Origin of the sequence: Actinokineospora diospyrosa, from assembly GCF_024171925.1 — a bacterium.
Lineage (GTDB): Bacteria > Actinomycetota > Actinomycetes > Mycobacteriales > Pseudonocardiaceae > Actinokineospora > Actinokineospora diospyrosa.
In genome coordinates, this window is record NZ_JAMTCO010000012.1 from 238164 (window position 1) to 256599 (window position 18436).

General features: G+C 70.8%; 18 protein-coding genes. 4 read left to right on the forward strand and 14 right to left on the reverse strand.

Features of this window, described 5'->3' with window-relative positions:
- Positions 1-31: 31 nt before the first annotated feature.
- Genes LV75_RS24760 through LV75_RS24770 form a run of 3 tightly spaced genes read right to left on the reverse strand, consistent with a single transcriptional unit; the run spans position 32 to position 2476 of the window.
- Entirely contained in the window at positions 32-628 is a 597-nt protein-coding gene (locus LV75_RS24760; RefSeq protein ID WP_253889449.1) for a pentapeptide repeat-containing protein, read from the reverse strand.
- A gap of 18 nt (positions 629-646) precedes the next feature.
- On the reverse strand, positions 647-1054 hold the full coding sequence (locus LV75_RS24765) for a universal stress protein (RefSeq protein ID WP_253889381.1): 408 nt from the start codon (positions 1052-1054) through the stop codon (positions 647-649).
- 42 nt (positions 1055-1096) lie between these two features.
- Complete coding sequence (locus LV75_RS24770) at positions 1097-2476, reverse strand: FAD-binding oxidoreductase (protein ID WP_253889382.1); 1380 nt, start codon at positions 2474-2476, stop codon at positions 1097-1099.
- Positions 2477-2856: 380 nt separating this feature from the next.
- Between LV75_RS24770 and LV75_RS24775 the strand changes: the two genes are divergently transcribed.
- Positions 2857-3825, forward strand: coding sequence for an MBL fold metallo-hydrolase (locus LV75_RS24775; protein ID WP_253889383.1), 969 nt, complete (start codon positions 2857-2859; stop codon positions 3823-3825).
- Positions 3822-5378: an FAD-dependent monooxygenase gene (locus LV75_RS24780; RefSeq protein WP_253889384.1), complete on the forward strand. Its 1557-nt coding sequence runs from the start codon at positions 3822-3824 to the stop codon at positions 5376-5378. Before LV75_RS24775 ends, LV75_RS24780 begins: the two co-directional genes overlap by 4 nt.
- A gap of 36 nt (positions 5379-5414) precedes the next feature.
- Here LV75_RS24780 and LV75_RS24785 read toward each other — a convergent pair whose 3' ends face one another.
- From LV75_RS24785 to guaB, 4 genes are all read right to left on the reverse strand, one after another.
- The gene (locus tag LV75_RS24785; RefSeq protein WP_253889385.1) at positions 5415-7130 is read right to left on the reverse strand and encodes a GMC family oxidoreductase; all 1716 of its coding nucleotides are present in this window, start codon (positions 7128-7130) and stop codon (positions 5415-5417) included.
- Between the two features lie 80 nt (positions 7131-7210).
- A complete protein-coding gene (locus LV75_RS24790) occupies positions 7211-7711 on the reverse strand; it encodes a GNAT family N-acetyltransferase (RefSeq protein ID WP_253889386.1) in 501 nt (166 codons plus the stop codon).
- Positions 7708-8853 (reverse strand): GuaB3 family IMP dehydrogenase-related protein, encoded by a 1146-nt coding sequence (locus LV75_RS24795; RefSeq protein ID WP_253889387.1) that lies wholly within the window; start codon positions 8851-8853, stop codon positions 7708-7710. The genes LV75_RS24790 and LV75_RS24795 overlap by 4 nt, the downstream gene beginning before the upstream one ends.
- A gap of 30 nt (positions 8854-8883) precedes the next feature.
- Complete coding sequence (guaB, locus tag LV75_RS24800) at positions 8884-10395, reverse strand: IMP dehydrogenase (RefSeq protein ID WP_253889388.1); 1512 nt, start codon at positions 10393-10395, stop codon at positions 8884-8886.
- A 244-nt stretch (positions 10396-10639) separates the two neighbouring features.
- On the opposite strand from guaB, the gene LV75_RS24805 reads away from it, so the two are divergent.
- Positions 10640-11017 carry a DUF5319 domain-containing protein gene (locus LV75_RS24805; RefSeq protein WP_253889450.1) on the forward strand — a complete coding sequence of 126 codons (378 nt, stop codon included), beginning with the start codon at positions 10640-10642 and terminating at the stop codon, positions 11015-11017.
- 70 nt (positions 11018-11087) lie between these two features.
- Here LV75_RS24805 and LV75_RS24810 read toward each other — a convergent pair whose 3' ends face one another.
- The 5 genes from LV75_RS24810 to LV75_RS24830 all read right to left on the reverse strand — a co-directional run bounded on the left by LV75_RS24810 (position 11088) and on the right by LV75_RS24830 (position 15806).
- The gene (locus LV75_RS24810) at positions 11088-12116 is read right to left on the reverse strand and encodes an anti-sigma-D factor RsdA (RefSeq protein WP_253889389.1); all 1029 of its coding nucleotides are present in this window, start codon (positions 12114-12116) and stop codon (positions 11088-11090) included.
- Complete coding sequence (locus tag LV75_RS24815; protein WP_253889390.1) at positions 12117-12689, reverse strand: sigma-70 family RNA polymerase sigma factor; 573 nt, start codon at positions 12687-12689, stop codon at positions 12117-12119.
- A 469-nt stretch (positions 12690-13158) separates the two neighbouring features.
- Positions 13159-13755: a response regulator transcription factor gene (locus tag LV75_RS24820; RefSeq protein WP_018682728.1), complete on the reverse strand. Its 597-nt coding sequence runs from the start codon at positions 13753-13755 to the stop codon at positions 13159-13161.
- 123 nt (positions 13756-13878) lie between these two features.
- The gene (locus tag LV75_RS24825; protein WP_253889391.1) at positions 13879-14685 is read right to left on the reverse strand and encodes a hypothetical protein; all 807 of its coding nucleotides are present in this window, start codon (positions 14683-14685) and stop codon (positions 13879-13881) included.
- A gap of 95 nt (positions 14686-14780) precedes the next feature.
- Positions 14781-15806, reverse strand: a complete 1026-nt coding sequence (locus LV75_RS24830; protein WP_253889392.1) for a MerR family transcriptional regulator — start codon at positions 15804-15806, stop codon at positions 14781-14783.
- 205 nt (positions 15807-16011) lie between these two features.
- Here LV75_RS24830 and LV75_RS24835 point away from each other — a divergent pair, with 205 nt between their 5' ends.
- Entirely contained in the window at positions 16012-16311 is a 300-nt protein-coding gene (locus LV75_RS24835) for a WhiB family transcriptional regulator (protein ID WP_092777779.1), read from the forward strand.
- A 108-nt stretch (positions 16312-16419) separates the two neighbouring features.
- Here LV75_RS24835 and groL read toward each other — a convergent pair whose 3' ends face one another.
- Together groL and groES are read right to left on the reverse strand one after the other, a co-directional pair.
- Positions 16420-18042, reverse strand: coding sequence for a chaperonin GroEL (groL, locus tag LV75_RS24840; protein ID WP_253889393.1), 1623 nt, complete (start codon positions 18040-18042; stop codon positions 16420-16422).
- Positions 18043-18132: 90 nt separating this feature from the next.
- Positions 18133-18426 carry a co-chaperone GroES gene (gene groES / locus LV75_RS24845; RefSeq protein WP_026316263.1) on the reverse strand — a complete coding sequence of 98 codons (294 nt, stop codon included), beginning with the start codon at positions 18424-18426 and terminating at the stop codon, positions 18133-18135.
- Positions 18427-18436: the final 10 nt, after the last annotated feature.

An 18436-nucleotide genomic window follows, 5' to 3' on the forward strand; every position in this document is an offset into this window, starting at 1 on the left:
GGCGACAAGACCTTCGCGGCGCGTAAGGCAGCTAGCTGATCTCCAGGCCGTGCGCGGCCGCGAAGGCGATGGCGGTGTCCAGGTCGACCTTCGCGCCGCGGAGGGTGGCTGCGACGAGGCCGTTGGCGTCTAGGCGGGCGCCTCTAAGGTCTGCCTTCTCCAGACGGGTCCCGGCGAGTCGGGCGCCGGTTAGGTCTACCTCGCGGAGGTCGGCTTCTCGCAAGTCCGCCTCGATGAGGTTCGCTTCGCGGAAGCGCAGGCCGCGCAAGGTGGTCTTGGTCAGCGCAGCCCGGGTGAGGCTGACCAGCGTGAAGTCGCTGTCGCGCACGGTGAACGGGCGGAACCGGACGTCGATGAAGGTGGAGCCGATGAACGAGCAGCCGCTGAACTCGCTGTCGGTGAGGGTGGTGCGGTCGAACACGCAGTTGCGGAACGCGGACGTGCGGTGGACCGACTCCCCCAGGTCGACGCGGGTGAACTTGCAGTCGACGAACACGCAGCCGGTTGTGGTGGTGCCACGCAGGTCGGCGCCGGTGAAGTCGCAGCCGGTGAAGGTGCGCTGTTCCCACTGTTGCTCGTGCAGGTCGGTCTCGCTGAAGTCTTCGCCTACCGTCTCCACGCCATCAATCGCCACCGGCCCAGCCTGTCACGGCACTACGACAACCGGGCGAGCGGCGTCGGAGATGAGGTTGCGGGTGACGCGGCCGTGGCGGGAGCGGCCTACGACGATGCAGTCGGCTCCTACCTGCTCAGCAGCGGCCTCTATGCCGCGCGCGGGATCCCCGGAGATGTGCACAACCTCCCACGGCACGCCTATCGGGTCCAGGTAGCGCGTGCCGTCGAGGTGCAGTTCATCGACGTAGGCCACGGCTGCTTCTCGGGCACCGGCTACGCCAACACCTGTCCAGTAGGCGGGGTTGGCCAACGGCTCGACATAGACCAGGACAAGCCGAGCGTTCTCACGTCTGGCCATCCCGGCAGACCAGGCGAACGCATTAAGCGACGCCTGGCTGCCGTCGACCCCGACGACGATGACCGCGAGACCGTCCTTCACATCTATAGATCGTAATGGGCCGGAGCTTCAGTACATCTCGAATCATGCTCGATGAATCGACTGGGCGAAGCTGAAGACCGCGTCCGGGTCATAGCGGCGAGCGACGCTGTCGAGCCTGCTGAGGTTGGGGCCGTAGTAGGCGATGCCCCAGTCGGGCATGGCCGTCTCGATGTAGTTGACGTAACCACCCCCGGCACCCAATCGGCCTAGCGCGTCGCGGACCTGCGCGACCGAGCGGGTCGCCGCTTCTTGTTTGTCCACTGTGGTCTTCTGGTAGATCTGGATCGTACCCAGGGCCTTGCGGTGCGGGAACGCGGTCGCCGAGGGGTCCACTCGCGACACAGCACCGCCGAGGGAATCCAGCAGCAGGTCCATGTCGGTGCGCCCATCGATCATGTCGACCAGGGCGCCCGGTTCGGCGATGGGGTCGGTGATGATGCGCGAAGACGCGGCGAACGTGCTCCTGGGCAAGGAGTCCGGCGTGCAGTTGGCCCGCTGCGCGCATCCGGCGAAGTAGCGCATCGCGTCGAGGTAAGACTTCTGCTGCACGAACCGGTTGCTGGGCTTGCCGGTGTTCACGATAAACCTGTCCAGCAGCGGATTAAGCGCGGTTTGGGGACCGATAAAGCATCCGCTCAGTCGCGCGGTCGGGGTAGGCCCGCCTGTGATGACAACTGTGGACCAGAGGTCGTCGGGGGCATTCACTGTCCACTCTTGCCACGCACCGACTACTGCGGCCGCAGCTCCCTCGGGGAAGCTGAGCTGGAAAACGGTGACCGCGGGGGCGGGCTCGGTGGAGAAGGTGAACGAAGTGACGATGCCGAAGTTGCCACCCCCACCGCCGCGCAGTGCCCAGAAGAGGTCGGTTTCGTTGTTCGGGGTCGCAGTGCGGACAACGCTATCGGCCGTGATGACCTGGGCCGAGACAAGACGGTCGCAGGTGAGCCCGTACTTGCGGGTGAGCACGCCCAGCCCGCCCCCGAGAGTGAGCCCAGCGATGCCAACGGTCGGGCAAGTGCCTGCGGGCAGACAGCGCCCAGCAGCGGCCAAAGCGGTGTAGACGTCGATGAGCCGCGCACCCGCGCCGATCACGGCCGTCCCATCCGGTCGGACGTCCACAGCGGACATTCCACGCAGGTCGACGATAAGCCCGCCTTCGGGAGCGGAGTAACCGGCGTAGCTGTGGCCTCCACTGCGGGCAGCGATTGGCAGGTAAGAGTCTCTGGCTAGCGCTACGCAGGCTTGCACGTGGTCACTAGTCGTGCAGAGCGCCACCGCTGCAGGTTTCCGCTGGTCATAGAGGGGGTTGTACGACTGCCTTGCCTTGTCGAAGCCCTCGTCGCCGGGTTGGCGCAGCGCGCCACCAAGCCGTTTGCGCAAACCGTCGAAGTCCGGTGGTACCGCTGCCGGGCGCGTAGGCACGGGCGCAGCGCTAGGCGCGGTGGTCGACGGCGGGGCTGCCTCCTGCTGTCCGCCTACCGAACACGACACGGCTGTCGCCGCGGCGCCCACTCCCGCCGCCCGCAGAAACGACCTCCTGCTGAACACTCCCCGACCTCCCCGACCCCGCTCCAAAGTGGCCCCGGTCACACAGCCTGATCACACCGACGATCACATCATGCGACTGCCCGCCACGCATAGCCCTACCAGGCGCTACGTGTTGCCAGTAGACACCGGACCGGCGCCGCGACCCCACCCCCGGCACCGCATTGTGATCCGGTCTGGTCCAGACCAGACCGAGTTGTCCACAGGTCCGGCGCACCCCCTGTACCCGGGCGCCGACCGGTGGCAGGGTGGCCGGTGTGACAAAGTCATTCGCATCCAGCGCCGACCTCGAGCGCAAAGTCGAGACCTTCACCGAGCTGGCCGACGGCGTCTACGCGCTGACCGCGGAGGGCGATCCCAACGTGGGCGCCATCGAGGGCGAGGACTTCCTGGTCTGCTTCGAGGCCAGGGCCACCCCGGTCGCCGCCCGCCGCTGGCTCGACCAGCTGCGCGAGCGCACCGGCAAACCCGTGCGCTACCTGGTGCTGAGCCACTACCACGCGGTCCGGGTGCTCGGCGCGAGCGCGTTCGACGCGCAGGAGATCATCACCCACGAGACCACCCGCGCGCTGATCGCCGAGCGCGGCACCGCGGACTGGGCCAGCGAGCTGGGCCGGATGCCCCGGCTGTTCGAGGAGCCCGACAGCGTGCCCGGCCTGACCTGGCCGACGCTGACCTTCACCGACCGGATGGTCATCCCGCTCGGCGGCGACCGGGGCGACCTGGTGCTGGCCTACTGCGGCCGCGGCCACACCGCGGGCGACATCGTCGCCTGGCTGCCCAAGCACAAGATCCTCTTCGCTGGCGACCTGGTGGAATCGCAGGCCGCGCTGTACACGGGCGACGCCTTCCACGACGACTGGGCGACCTCCACTTTGGACAACGTGGCGCGCTTCCCGGCCGAGCTGCTCGTCGGCGGCCGGGGCGCGGTCGCCAGGGGGCGCGCCGAGGTCGAGGCGGCCATCGCGCAGAGCCGCCACTTCCTCGACGAGCTGCGCCGCATCGTCGGCGAGGTGCACGGCAGGGGTGGCACGGTCGGCGAGGCGTTCCGGGCGACGCACACCGCGCTGGAGCCCGAGTACGGCCGGTGGCCGATCTTCGAGCACTGCCTGCCCTTCGACGTGCAGCGCTACTGGGACGAGCTCGACGGGCACGACTGGCCGCTCATCTGGACGGCCGAGCGCGACCGCGAGGTGTGGGCGAGCCTGCAGGACGGCGAGCGGTGACCGAACCGGTCCTGGTCGTGGGGGCGGGCCCGGTGGGGATGACCGGCGCGCTCGTCCTGGCCCGCCACGGCGTGCCGAGCGTGGTGGTCGACGCCCTGCCCGGCCGGATGCTGGAGGGCAGCCGGGCGATCTGCGTGCAGCGCGACGTGCTGGACGTGCTGGAGCGGGTCGGCGCCGGGCACGACGTGGTCGACCTGGGGGTCACCTGGTACTCGGGGCGGATCTTCTACCGCGGCCACGAGGTGTTCTCGATGACGCTGCCCGAACCGGCCCCCGGGCACTTCCCGCCGTTCGTGAACACCCCGCAGAACAGCATCGAGCACGTGCTGGAGCGCCGGGTGCTCGCCGAGCCGCTGATCCAGCTGCGCTACAGCACCAAGGCCGTCGCCATCAGCCAGGACCCCGACGGGGTGACCGTGCAGGTGGAGGGCCCCGACGGGCCGCGGACCTTGCGCGGCTCGCACTGCATCGCCGCCGACGGCAACCGCTCGACGCTGCGCAAGCTGCTGGGCGTGCCGTTCGAGGGCCACTCGTTCGGGGACAAGTTCCTGATCACCGACATCCGGGCGAAGTTCGACTTCCCGGTGCCCGAGCGGCGGTTCTACTTCGACCCCGAGTGGAACCCGGGGCGGCAGGCCCTGCTGCACCCGCAGCCGGACTCGGTGTGGCGCATCGACTGGCAGGTGCCCGACGAGTACGACTTAGCCGCCGAGCAGGCCAACGGCGACCTGGACAAGCGCATCCGGACGGTCATCGGCGACATCGACTACGAGCTGGTCTGGGCGTCGCTGTACCGCTTCCACCAGCGGCGGGTGCCCACGATGCAGGTCGACCGGGTGGTGCTGGCAGGCGACTCGGCGCACATCATGAGCCCGTTCGGCGCGCGCGGGATGAACTCCGGGCTGGCCGACGTGGAGAACGCGGCGTGGAAGATCGCTGCGATCCGGTCCGGCTGGGGCGGCCCGGGGCTGCTGGCCAGCTACGACCTCGAGCGCGGGCCCGCCACCGACGAGAACCTGCGGGTGACCAGCACGACCATGCGGTTCCTGTGCCCGGCCGACGACGAGGAGTGGGAGCGGCGGCGGGAGGTCCTGGAGCGCAGCGTCACCGACCCCTCGGCGAGCGCGGAGATCGACTCCGGCAAGTTGTCCGAGCCGTTCTGGTACCTGGAGTCGCCGCTGACCTCGCGGGCGTCGGCCGAGGAGATCGCGGCGTTCCCGACCGAGCCGGGGGTCCAGCGGCCGCCGCTGCCCGGCGTGCTGTGCCCGGACCTCGGTTTCCCCGACGGGAGCAGGTTGCGGGACCACCTGGGTGTGCGGTTCACGCTGCTCGTCGAAACCGCCACAGCCGACACGGCGGTCGAGAGCGCGGTTGACCCTGCCGAGCCCGGGTATCAACTGAAGGTCGTCGTCCTACCGCAGGGGCAGACGAGTGTGGCGGTGCCCGCGGGCGGGGGCGTCTTGGTGCGGCCGGACGGCTTCATCGCCGCCGTGCTGCCACCGGGGGCCTCGCTTGAGGACGCGTTGCGGCGAGCCACCGGGTGGGTGGCCTAAGTACCTTGGGCTCGGCGTCAGCCGCGGCGCCGAGCCCTAGGACTTGATCTCCACCAGCCGGAGCGCGGCCGGGGCGGACGCGGGGACGGCGGGTGCGCTCGGCGTGACCGGGGCGATCCGGCGGTAGTCGGTGCCCGGTGTCGGGCGAGGATCGGGTTGGCCCTTGTTCGGCCAGAACGAGAAGGCGCGTTCGGCCTGAGCCGTGATGGTCAGGGAGGGGTTCACGCCGAGGTTGGCGGTGATGGCCGAGCCGTCCACGACGGACAGACCCGGGTAGTTGTGCACCCGGTGATAGGGGTCCAGGACACCGTCGTCTGGCGTGGCGCCTATAGGGCAGCCGCCGATGAAGTGGGCCGTCAGTGGGATGTTGGCGAGTTCGCCCCATGTGCCGCCAGGCATGCCGCCGATGTGCTTGGCAGTGAGCTGGTTCGCGTCGTAGCCGGCCGGGATGAACGACGGGTTGGGCTCGCCGTGCCCCTGCTTGGACGTGTACTTGCGGCGACCGAACAAGCCCCGGCGGGTGTAAGTGGTGATGGAGTTGTCCAGGCTCTGCATCACCAAGAGGATCACGGTGCGCTCACTCCACCGGTAGCCCTGTAGTAGCCGGGCGGTCTTGATGGGGTGCCTGGTGGCGAAGCGCAGAGCCTGGCGGTAGCGCGGGACAGGCGAGGATCCGTCCGTGGCCAGGGTTTGCAACAGGCTCATGGCGTTGCTGCCCTTGCCGTACCGGACGGGTTCGATGTGGGTGTTCTCGTCGGGGTGGAACGACGAGGTGATCGCCACACCCCGGCTGTAGTCGTGCTCGGGGTCCACAGTGGTGCGTCCCGCACCGACGATCGACTCAGAGTTGGTCCGGGTGAGCTCACCCAAGCGCGGGGAGAGCTTAGGCAGCGAACCGGTGTCGCGCATGGCGTGCAACAGGTTCTGCGTGCCCCAAGTGCCCGCCGCTAGAACGACCTGCCCGGCAGTGATGGTGGTCCGGAACCTCTTAGACCGTGTACCGGTCTTACGCAGATCCAGCTCGTACCCGCCATCCCCGCGCGGGCGGACAGCGGTGACTGTCGTAAGTGGAATGACCTGGGCACCGTTCTTCTCCGCCAGGTAGAGGTAGTTCTTCACCAGCGTGTTCTTGGCCCCAACGCGGCACCCGGTCATGCACGAACCGCACTCAGTGCAGCCCACACGCGTAGGACCCTCGCCGCCGAAGAAGGGATCCTCGACGCTCTTACCCGGAGAGCCGAAGTACACCCCTACCGGCGTCGGGTGATAGCTGTCGGCGACGCCCATATCGGCCGCGACCTTCTGCATGACCTCATCCGACGGCGTCACTGTGGGGTTCGTGACGACCCCCAGCATCCGCGTCGCCTGGTCGTAGTGCGGCGCGAGCTCGGCTTCCCAGTCGGTGATGTGGGCCCACTGCCGGTCCTGGTAGAACGGCTTCAACGGCCGGTAGAGCGTGTTCGCGTAGACCAGCGACCCACCGCCGACGCCCGCGCCCGCGAGCACCAAGACGTCCTTGAGCAGGTGGATCCGCTGGATGCCGTAACAGCCCAGCGTCGGCGCCCAGAGGTACTTGCGGACGTCCCACGAGGTCTTGGCGAACTCGTCGTCAGCGAAGCGGCGGCCCGCTTCGACTACCGCGACCCGGTAGCCCTTCTCGGTCAGCCGGAGCGCGGCGACGCTACCGCCGAACCCGGAACCCACCACCACGACGTCGTAGTCCGGCTTGTTACCGGTGAGTTGCGCGCCCATGGCGCCAGGCTAGGCGCAGCCCGCGGCCACCGGCTAGAGCCTGACCGGATTTTTCTGTAACCGGCGGTAACAGACGCCGGTCAGCCCAGGTCGGCCCGCAGCAGCCCGAACAGCACCATGTCCCTGCGCTGCCCGCCCCGCAGCTGCGCCCCGCGCGCGACGCCTTCCTCGCGCAGGCCTGCCCCGGCGATCGCCCGCCGCGCGGCCACGTTGGTCACGTCGGTGGACGCCTCGACCCGGTCCAGGTCGGTCGTGGCGAACAGGTGCTCCACCAGCAACCGCAGCGCGCCGACCCCGGCACCGCGCCCCCGCGCCGCGGGCAGCAGCCCGATGCCCATGTTCCACGCCGCGCAGCCGCGGGTGGGCCCGTAGGACACCTGGTGCCAACTCACGTCGCCGAGCAGCTCGCCGGAGGCCGAGTCGACCACCACCGCCCGCCCGATGTTGAGCGGCGGGAGCGACGGCCGGGGGTCGGGGTCCACGTCGAACGCGCCGTCGGAGGCGGCCCGCAGCCGCTCCACGTCGCCCTCGGCGGGTTCGGCCAACGCGAACCCGTCACCGCCGTGCAGCACCCGCCTCATGCGCGGACCGTCAAGCCGACCTTCTGGAACTCCTTCAGGTCCGAGTAGCCGGTCTTGGCCATCGACCTGCGCAGCGCGCCGAACAGGTTCACCAGGCCGTCGGCGTCGGTGGACGGGCCGAACAGCAGCGTCTTGAGGTCCACCTCGACGTCCTCGGCGACCGGCAGCACCCGGCTGCGCGGCAGCGACGGGTGCGCCGCCGCCGAGGTCCAGTACAGGCCCTGCCCGGGCGCCTCGGCGGCCAGTGCGAGCGGCGCGCCCAGCATCACCGCGTCCGCGCCGCAAGCGATGGACTTGGCGATGTCACCACTTGCGTGCACGTCACCGTCGGCGATGACGTGCACGTACCGACCACCGGTCTCGTCCAGGTAATCCCGCCGGGCGGCGGCAGCGTCAACGATCGCCGTTGCCATCGGCGTCCCGATCCCCAGGGCGCTGTCAGTCGTGGTGATCCCCGCGCAGTGCCCGTAGCCGACGATCACGCCCGCCGCGCCCGTGCGCATCAGGTGCATCGCGGTGCGGTAGTCGTGCACGCCGCCCGCGATGACGGGCACGTCCAAGTCGGCGATGAACCGCTTCAGATTCAGCGGCTCGTCCCCACCGGAATCGCGGGCCACGTGCTCGGCGGACACGATCGTGCCCTGCACCACCAGGATCTCCACGCCCGCGGCCAGCAGGTGCGGGGTCAGCTCGGCCGCGCGCTGCGGGCTCACCCGCGCCGCGACCGTCACCCCGGACTCGCGGACCGGCCGGATCGCCTCGGCGATCAGCTCGACCTGGATCGGCGCCGCGTGCAGCCGCTGCAGCTCGGCCACCAGCAGCCCGGGGTCATCGCCCTTCTCGGCCGCGCCGACCAGGGCGAACAGCGCCTCCTCGACGTTGGCGTGCCGGGCCCACAGGCCCTCGGCGTTGATCACCCCGAGGCCGCCGAGCTCCCCGACGGCCACCGCGGTGCCCGGCGAGACGATCGCGTCGGTCGGGTGGGTGATCAGCGGGATGTCGAACCGGTAGGCGTCGATCTGCCAGGTGGTGGCCACGTCCTTGGACGAGCGGGTGCGCCGCGACGGCACGATCTCCACCTCGTCGAGCCCGAAGGCGCGCCGGGCGGTCCGGCCCATGCCGATGTCGACAAGATCCCGCACGGGGGTGTTCCTTTCCGAGCGCTGAGCAGGTCAGCGGGTGGTGTAGTTCGGCGCTTCGACGGTCATCGTGATGTCGTGCGGGTGGCTCTCCTTGAGCCCGGCCGCGGTGATCCGGACGAGCTGGGCCAGCTTGAGCTCGCCGATCGTGCGCGCCCCGGTGTAGCCCATGCCCGCGCGCAGACCGCCGATGAGCTGGTGGACCACGTTGGACAGCGGGCCGCGGAACGGGATGCGGCCCTCGATGCCCTCGGGCACCAGCTTGTCCTCGGAGAGCACGTCGTCCTGGGCGTAGCGGTCCTTGGAGTAGGACTTGGCCTCGCCGCGGGTGCGCATCGCGCCGAGCGAGCCCATGCCCCGGTAGCTCTTGAACTGCTTGCCGTTGACCAGGATCAGCTCGCCGGGCGCCTCGGCGGTGCCCGCGAGCAGGCTGCCGATCATGACCGCGTCCGCACCGGCGGCGATGGCCTTGGCGATGTCGCCGGAGTACTGGATGCCACCGTCGCCGATCACCGGTACGCCTGCCGGGCCCGCGGCGAGGGATGCCTCGTAGATCGCGGTGATCTGCGGCACGCCGACGCCCGCGACGACCCGGGTCGTGCAGATGGAGCCAGGACCGACGCCGACCTTCACGCCGTCCGCGCCCGCGTCGACCATGGCTTGCGCGCCCGCGCGGGTGGCCACGTTGCCGCCGACCACGTCGACCGCGTCGCCGAGTTCCTTCTTGAGCCGGGTGACGACGTCGAGCACCGCGCGCGCGTGCCCGTGTGCGGTGTCGACCATCAGCACGTCGACCCCCGCGTCGAACAGGGTCATCGCGCGCTTGTAGCCGTCCTCGCCGACGCCGACCGCGGCACCGCAGATGAGCCTGCCGTCCGGGTCCTTGGTGGCGTTGGGGTACTGCTCGGTCTTCACGAAGTCCTTGACGGTGATCAGGCCGCGCAGCTTGCCGTCGCCGTCGATGATCGGCAGCTTCTCCACCTTGTGGCGGCGCAGCAGGCCGAGCGCGGCCTCAGCCGACACGCCCACCTGGGCGGTGACCAGCGGGCCCTTGGTCATGACCTCGCTGACCAGCCGGGTGTGGTCGACCTCGAAGCGCATGTCCCGGTTGGTGATGATCCCCACCAGGGTGCCCTCGGCGTCGGTGACCGGCAGGCCCGAGATGCGGTAGCGCGCGCACATGGCGTCGACCTCGGCGAGGGTGTCGCCCGGCGCGCAGGTGACCGGGTCGGTGACCATGCCCGCCTCGGAGCGCTTGACCGTCTCCGCCTGCCTGGCCTGCTCCTCGATGGACAGGTTGCGCTGCAGGATGCCGATGCCGCCCTGGCGGGCCATGGCGATGGCCATCCTGGCCTCGGTGACGGTGTCCATCGCGGCCGAGGCGAGCGGGATGCGCAGCGTGACGTTGCGCGAGATCCGGGTCGTGGTCTCCACAGTGCTCGGGATCACATCGGACTGGGCTGGCTGCAGCAGCACGTCGTCGAAGGTGAGCCCTAGGGTGGCGAACTTGGCGGGTACCCCGTCAGCGTTGAGCTCGCTGGTCATGGTGGGTGACTGACCTTCCTGCCGGGCCTGCGGTCCCGGTGGCCGAGCCGGGGGTTCGGGGGTGGCCTGCTGCCGCGCCGTGAACCCGCTGGAGTGCGCGGCGGCCCGGTTCCCCCATGGTATCCGGGCACCTGGCTGGCCCCGCCCGGTACCGTGCGTGGTCGTGCCGCATGACGCGATTCCACCCAGCCCGTCCCCCGGTGGACCGTGGGACGACAGGTCCACCGGGGACCACAGCGGCGCGCTGCCGCCGGACCCGTTCGCCGGTGACCCGGACGACCCGGCCAAGGCGCTGCTCGATGACGCCGCCGACGACGAGGCGGGGCCGCCGATGAGTGAGCAGGAGCGCGAGGAACTGCTCGCCGACCTGTCGGACCTCGCCGTCTACCAGGCGCTGCTGGAGCCGCGCGGCGTGCGCGGCATCGTGGTGGACTGCGGCGAGTGCCAAGAGCCGCACTACCACGACTGGGCCCTGCTGGCAGCGAGCCTGGAGCAGCTGCTCAACGACGGCAAGATGCGCCCGCACGAGCCCGCGTTCGACCCGGACCCGAGCAGCTACGTCAGCTGGGAGTACTGCCGCGGCTACGCCGACGGGGTCACCGCGAGCGAGAACGCGCTCTAGACCGGTCGAAAAAGCCCCGTAGGAACGTCCTACGGGGCTTTTTCGCGGCTTCGCGGGTACTTAGTCCGGGTCAGGTGGTCGTGTCGCCGGAGGCGGGGCCTGACAGCGGCGCGCCGGGTTCCGGGTCGATGAGCCTGGGCACCTCGGACTGCGGCGTGGTGGTCTCCGACGGGGTGGTCGTCGTCGACGGCGGCGTTGACGGCTCGCTGGTCGGCACCGGCGGGGAGCTCTGCGACGTCGTCACCGGCGGGGGGTTGAGCGAGGTCGTGGTGCTCGGCGACGTCGTGGTCGCGGGCGGGATGGTGGTCGGCGTCGGCAGCGGCGGCGGCTGCGCGCCGTTGGCGGGCGAACCGGGCAGCTGCGAGAGCAGGTCGGCGTGGGTCGCGGCGAGCTCGGCCGCGCCGTCCTCGCTGGCGACCGCGGGCAGGCCCTTCTTGGCGTCTTCGAGCTTCGACTTCGCCTCGGCGAGCTTGCCGTCGGCGAGCGCGGTCTGGGCGATGTCGAGGTCCTCGCGCACCGACGCGGCCGCCTCGACGGACCGGGCGTGGTCGGCGTAGAGGACCTTGGTCAGGCTCCACAGGGTGTCGCCCGGCTGGGCGTCGCGGGCGGCGAGACCGGCGCCGGTGAAGGCGATGGCCAGCACCGCGGCAGCGGCGGCGAACGGCACCAGGAGCCTGGGTCTACGACGGCCGCGGGCTTTCGCCGCCACCACGGTGGCCACCGCGAGCTTGGCGTCGACCAGCTCGCCGATCGGCGCGGAGTCGACCTCGTCGCGCCAGGAGCTCAGCAGCGCGGCGAGCTCGTCGTCGCGGAAGTCCGGCGGCAGGTCGGAGTCGTAAGCGGTGTCGTAGCCGGACCCGGCGAGCGGGTCGTCGACCACGCGCTCACCCCGGACCGCGGCGCCGAGCGCGTCGAGGAACGCGTCGTCGGCGTGCACCCGGGAGATGTCCACGGCGTCGTCGGACTCGGCGAGATCGGCGTACTCGTCGTCGAGCCGCAGGCCCGCGCCGAACGGCACCGGGGTCACGTTCAGCTGTTCGGGACGCGCGGACGCGGCGTCATCCGCACCGCGTTCGTCACGATCGCTCTGGTCGGGCACTCAGGCCACCTCCTCCGCCGACAAAGTCTTGCGCAACCTGGCAAGTGCCCGGTGTTGGGCCACTCGAACCGCGCCGGGTGTGGATCCAACCGCCTCGGCTGTCTCCTCAGCCGAGAGGCCCACCACGACCCGGAGCACGACGATCTCACGTTGCTTGTCCGGTAGGACAGACAGCAGCTCGCTCATCCGGCGCGACAGCTCCCCCTGCATCGCCCGTTGCTCCGGACCGGCTTGCGTCTCCGGTTCGTCGGGTACGTCGGCGACGGGGTCTGATCGGTTACGCGCGGAGGCCCGGTGCGCGTCGGCGACCTTGTGCGCGGCGATGCCGTAGACGAAGGCCAGGAACGGGCGGCCTTGGTCGCGGTAGCCGGGCAGGGCCGTCAACACCGCGAGACACACCTCCTGCGCCACGTCGTCCGCCGAGGCGAACGAGCGTTCCTGCCTGCCGACACGGGCGCGGCAGTACCGCACCACCAGGGGTCGAACGGACGCCAGCACCCGCTCCACCGCGCGAGGGTCACCCTCGACGGCAGCGCTAACCGACGCGTCCAGTCCGTCCCCCAATGTGGTCATCGCAGAATGCAGCCCTGGTGTTACGAGTGCGGTCATCTGAAGGACACCGAACCGAGGCCGTTGCCCGACTCGGGGTCCACCGTACCGCCCTGGCGAGCCGCCCAGCTGTCGGTGGGCGGGCCGGGGGACGGAGTGGCGCACGCCACAGTAGCCCCGGGGGTGGGGGTCGCGCGGATGAGCGCCCCGGGGGACCTCGGAACCGGGGGTACCGGCGCGGGGTGGATCGACACAGGGTGGATCGGCCCGGGGTGGATCGGCCCGGGGTGGATCAGCGCGGGGTGGATCGGCACAGGAGAGATCAGCGCAGGGTGGATCAGCGAGGAGCGGGTCGGCGCGGTGGGGACTGCGGGCACTGCGGGCACCTCCACGGCCGCGAGGGGTCACCGAACGGGTGAGCGAACACACACGACCAGCCGTGCGTGCCCGGTGCGCTTCGGGCATGCACGGCTGGTCGCCGACGCTGGTGCGGTTAGGAGACCAGGCCGCGCCGGAACCCATGGGCCACCGCTTGCGCGCGGTCACGGACGCCGAGCTTGCGGAACAGCCGCCGCGCGTGCGTCTTCACGGTGTCTTCGGACAGGTACAGCTCGCGGCCGATCTGCCCGTTGCTCTTGCCCTGGCTCATGCCGCGCAGCACTTGCAGCTCGCGGTCGGTGAGCTGGACCCCTGGGTCCGATGGTTGCCTCGGTGCTGGCACCGAGGTGCTGGCCAGCGTGTGTGCGAGCGCGGCGACCAGCTCGGGACGCGAGGCGTCCCAGCGCAGGTAACCGCGTGCGCCGCCCGCGATGGCGGCGGCGATGCTGCCCGCGTCGTCCGGCGCGCCGAACACGATGACGTTGGCCTGCGGGTTGGCTGACACAAGCCGCCGCGTCGCCTCCACCCCGGTTGGCACCGCGCGCTGGGTGCCGACGAGGACGACATCCACCGGCTGCCGGGAGAAGCGGGCGAGCAACTCGTCACCGTGCGCTACGCAGTCGATGCGACTGACCCCTGGCACAGCGGACATGACACGGGTCAAGCCCTCCCGCACGCTGCGGCGGTCGTCGCAGATCAAGACCGTCGTCACGGGGACTCCCTTCCTGCAGCCGAGTGACGTTCCATAACCCCTATCGGACGCCGGGGCCCGAACCTTGACACGATTCGGTGGTAAATCTGTCAACCAATCCACCGGAAGACCGGACTGCCGATGTCACCTGTTCGGACCAAGCTCAAAACCCGAGGTCGGAACCCATGGCGACGCGACGGCCGCGGCCCGGCCAGCGGGATCGGCGTGTCGTAACACACAGTCAAGGGCGATGACCGCTTCCCGCCGGTGTTGCGCGGCCCGTTCCGGCTCCAGTCCAGCTAACACGATGCGGCAGGGCCAACGCAGCGGCTCGAGCCCGTGGGTGATCGCCGCACGCAGGCAGTCCTTGATCGCCGGGAGCGCCCCCCGGTGATCACCCGCCGCGGCCAGGGTCGCGCCGAGGACGAGGTTCGACTTGGCCCGCAAGCGCAGCGACGGCGACCGGGCCGCGGCCGCCGAGGCGGCCTGCGCGGGGGCCAGCGCGGCCGCTGGGCGCCCCGAGACCAACTCGACCTCCGCGGCCACCCAACCGCGTTTGATCTCGGCCCGCCAGCCCCCGTCCGCCGAGGCGGACTCGATTCCGAGCAGGGTGCGCGCCTCGTCGGGCCTGCCGAGCCCGATCGCGTCGGCGGCGAGGCCGAGCAGGACGTCGGACCGGGCGGCCGCGGCGCCGGTGCCCGGCGGCCGGTGATCGTCCCCGGCCCAGGCGGGTGATCGTTTCCCGGTGGTCAACCCCGCCTCGGTGAGGCGGCGCAAACCGAGCGCGTCGAGGTCCCTGGCGATGGCGTGGCCGCCGAGCTGCCTGCGGTGCGCGGCGAGGGTCGCCGCGGCGAGGGCGGCGAGCACCGGGTCGGCCGCGGAGATCACCGGCCACAGCCGGGCCGCGGCCGCCGCGTAGCGGCCTTGGCCACCGAGAGTGACAGCCGCCAACCAGGAGCGCTCCCAGCCAGGACCCACTCTGAGTGGGTGTGCGCCGGGTTCGGGGCCGAACGCGGCTGCCCAGAGCAGGTCACGATCGTGGTCACTCACCCGGTCGACCCCGTCTCCGACCCGTGGTCGGCGAGCAGGAGCGCCTCGATCCGGGCCACCGCGCCGGGCAGGTCGACGAGCCGCTCGGCGCGGGGCGGCAGGTCTACCTCCGCCCAGCCGGGGCCGCCCGCGAACACATGTGCCCGTTGACCGGTCCGCGGGACCTTGGCCAGCGCGGCCTGCTGCACCGGCAGTTGAGCCCACACGACGACCGCGGCAGGCGCTGTGCGGCGGACGGCCGCGGTAAGAGCGGCCTCTGGCACGGCAGCGCCGAGCATGATGGTGCCGATCTCACGGCGGGCGAGTGCGGCTCGCAGCACATAGAGCGGGAGCGAGTGCGTCTCCTGCGGCGCGCAGCACAGCATCACCGGCCGGGGGTTGCGCGGAACCGGGACCAGTGGCGTCTGCCGGATCATCGCGGCCAACACGCACTCGTTGACCAGGTGCTCGACCTCCACGCAGTCCCCTGAGGCGGTCCAGCGCCCGGCTACCGCGTTGAGGACCGGCCGCACCACCTCGTCCCACGCCGTGACCACGCCGCTGGCGTCGATCGCCTCCGTGATGATCCGCTGCACCGACCGATCATCCATAGCCATCGCCGCCCGACCCAACCCGCGCGCGGCGGAGGCCTCCCCGCGTAGCGACAGGCGACGCCCACCGTGCGGGGTTGTCCTACCGAAGCTGGTGGCCTCCCCAGGGGTCGCCCGCAGGGCGTACTCGGCCGCTTGAGCGGGCGCGGCGCCTTCGAGCAGGGCGCGGCGCATGAGTTCGAGCCGGGCGACGTCGGCCGGGCCGTAGCGCCGGTGCGCCCCGGTCGCGTGCCCGGTCGGCCCGAGGCCGTAGCGCCGGTCCCAGGTGCGCAGGGTCGACGGCGCGATGCCGAGCCTGCTGGCCACCGCGGCGACCGGGAGCGTCGGCTCGGCCGCTTTCGTTACACGTCCTTCGCCGCGCGGACGGCGGCGGAGCGGAAGTTGACCACGCTCGGTGGAAGCCTCCGCGTGGTCGGACGGGATGTCAGCCACCACTGGACCATCGTCGGGTGACACGAGAGGTCCGGCAACCGGATGCGTTGACCACGCTGCGTCGAGCGGGTGAATCCGATCGGCTGAATCGCGTATCCGATGAGTCGATCACCCTTGAACAAGGGTTGGCGCGCTTCTAGCGTGTAAGCCGCTGCACCGAATGGAGTATTGACTCCGCAAGTCCACTCGTCAGGAGGCGGCCACCATGGCGGACACTCGCAGGCTCCCCGGTCCGAACGCCGACGTGTGGGACTGGCAGCTCGACGGTTCCTGCCGGGGGATGGACAGCGCGTTCTTCTTCCACCCCGACGGCGAGCGCGGTCCGGCGCGGGCGCGGCGGGAGGCCAAGGCGAAGGCGATCTGCCAGGCGTGCCCCGTGCTGTCGCTGTGCCGCAGCCACGCGCTCGCGGTGCACGAGCCGTACGGGATCTGGGGCGGGCTCTCGGAGTCCGAGCGCGAGGCGATCATCAAGACCGAGAAGCGCACGCTGGCCGTGGCCAAGTAGCGCGGCGCACGGACGAACCAGGGCCCGGTCGGGATCGACCGGGCCCTGGCTGTTCGGTACCGCTGGTGGTTCGACGCCGCTGGCGCGGCGGGCGTTCACCCGATCAGGTCAGTGCCCGTGACCGTGGCCGTGCCCGTGACCGCCACCGGCGGGCTCGTCGTCCTTCTTCTCCACGACCGCGCTCTCGGTGGTGAGCACCATGCGGGCGATGGAGGCGGCGTTGGCCACCGCGGAGCGGGTGACCTTGACCGGGTCGACGACGCCGTCGGCGAGCAGGTCGCCGTAGACCAGCTTGGCGGCGTTGAAGCCCTGGCCCCACGGCAGCTCGCGGACCTTGTTCACCACGACCGCGCCCTCCTGGCCGCCGTTGGCGGCGATCCAGTAGAGCGGCGCGCTGAGCGCCTCGCGCACGATCGCGACACCGGTCGCCTCGTCGCCGGTGAGGCCGAGGTTGCCCTCGAGCTCCTTGGCGACCTGGACCAGCGCGGAACCGCCGCCGGGGACGATGCCCTCCTCGACCGCGGCCTTGGTCGCGGCGACCGCGTCCTCGATGCGGTGCTTGCGCTCGGAGAGCTCGGTCTCGGTCGCGGCGCCGACCTTGATGACCGCGACGCCACCGGAGAGCTTGGCCAGCCGCTCCTGCAGCTTCTCGCGGTCCCAGTCGGAGTCCGACGCCTCGATCTCCTTGCGCAGCTGCTCGGCGCGCGCGGTGATGCCGGACTTCTCGCCACCGCCGTCGATCAGCGTGGTGTCGTCCTTGGTGATCACGACGCGGCGGGCGGTGCCCAGCTGCTCCAGGGTCGCCTCGGACAGCTTGACGCCGATCTCGGCGGAGATGACCTCGCCGCCGGTGACGACCGCGAGGTCGTCGAGGAAGGCCTTGCGGCGGTCGCCGAAGAACGGCGCCTTGACCGCGACGGCCTTGATCGTCTTGCGCAGGGCGTTGACCACCAGGGTGGACAGCGCCTCGCCGTCGACGTCCTCGGCCACGATCAGGATGGAGCGGCCGCTCTGCGCGACCTTCTCCAGCAGCGGCAGCAGGTCGGCGAGCGCGGAGATCTTCTCCCGGTGCAGCAGGACGTAGGTGTCCTCCAGCACGGCCTCCTGCGCCTCCAGGTCGGTGGCGAAGTGGGCCGAGACGTAGCCCTTGTCGAACTGCACGCCCTCGGTGATGACGAGCTCGGTGGCCAGCGTGGAGGACTCCTCCACGGTGATCACACCGTCCTCGCCGACCTTCTCGATGGCCTCGCCGAGCAGCGCGCCGATCGAGGCGTCGCGGGAGGCGACGGTGCCGACCTGGGCGATGTTGTCGCGGCCCTTGACCGGGGTGGCCTTGGCCTTGAGCGACTCGACCACGGCGTCGGAGGCGGCCTGGATGCCCTTGCCGATCGCGGTCGGGTTGGCGCCCGCGGCCACGTTGCGCAGGCCGACGCGCACCAGCGCCTGGGCCAGCACGGTCGCGGTGGTGGTGCCGTCGCCTGCGACGTCGTTGGTCTTGGTGGCGACGTTCTTGGCCAGCTGCGCGCCGAGGTTCTCGAAGGGGTCCTCGAGGTCGATCTCACGGGCGATGGTCACGCCGTCGTTGGTGACGGTCGGTCCACCGAACTTCTTGGCGAGCACGACGTGCCGCCCGCGCGGGCCAAGGGTGACCTTGACCGCGTCCGCGAGCTTGTTCACGCCGCGCTCGAGAGCCCGACGAGCGTCCTCGTCGAAGCTGATCTGCTTGGGCATTGACTACCTCTCGTTGGTGGCAGCTCTAGAGACGCCGAGCGCCCCGGGTGCCCCGAACGGGGCCGCCGGGGCGCTTGGTCAGCCGGGTTGTCAGTTGATGACAGCCAGCACGTCGCGGGCGGAGAGGATCAAGTACTCCTCGCCATTGTACTTGACCTCGGTGCCGCCGTACTTGGAGTAGATGACGACGTCGCCGACGGCCACGTCCACCGGGACGCGGTTGCCCTTGTCGTCGATCCGGCCCGGGCCAACGGCCAGGACCTTGCCCTCCTGGGGCTTCTCCTTGGCGGTGTCCGGGATGACCAGGCCGGAGGCGGTCGTCGCCTCGGCCTCGCTCGCCTGGACGACGATCTTGTCCTCGAGCGGCTTGATGTTCACGCTCACCGCTGTGACC